This window comes from Streptomyces sp. SID12501 (genome assembly GCF_010550245.1).
Taxonomy (GTDB): Bacteria; Actinomycetota; Actinomycetes; order Streptomycetales; family Streptomycetaceae; genus Streptomyces.
On record NZ_JAAGLU010001132.1, the window covers coordinates 1 to 206 of the forward strand.

The following is a 206-nucleotide window of genomic DNA, read 5'->3' on the forward strand; positions in this document are numbered from 1 at the left end:
TCCCCCGTCGACATCAAGACCCTCGCCAAGAGATTCCCCGAGGGCCCCGACCGCATCGCCGCCGCCCTGCGCGAACTCGAAACCCACGGCTACCTGCGCCGAACCCGCGAACGCACCACCGGCGGCAACATCGTCACCCGCACCGTCTCCTGCAACCAGCCCGGACGCCACACCGAGGGCCACGCCGATCGCCGTACCAAGCCGGA

1 pseudogene is annotated in these 206 nt (G+C 70.4%); it reads left to right on the top strand.

Annotated elements, in window-relative coordinates:
* Positions 1-206, top strand: a pseudogene (locus G3I71_RS50145) (helix-turn-helix domain-containing protein); the annotation flags it as partial.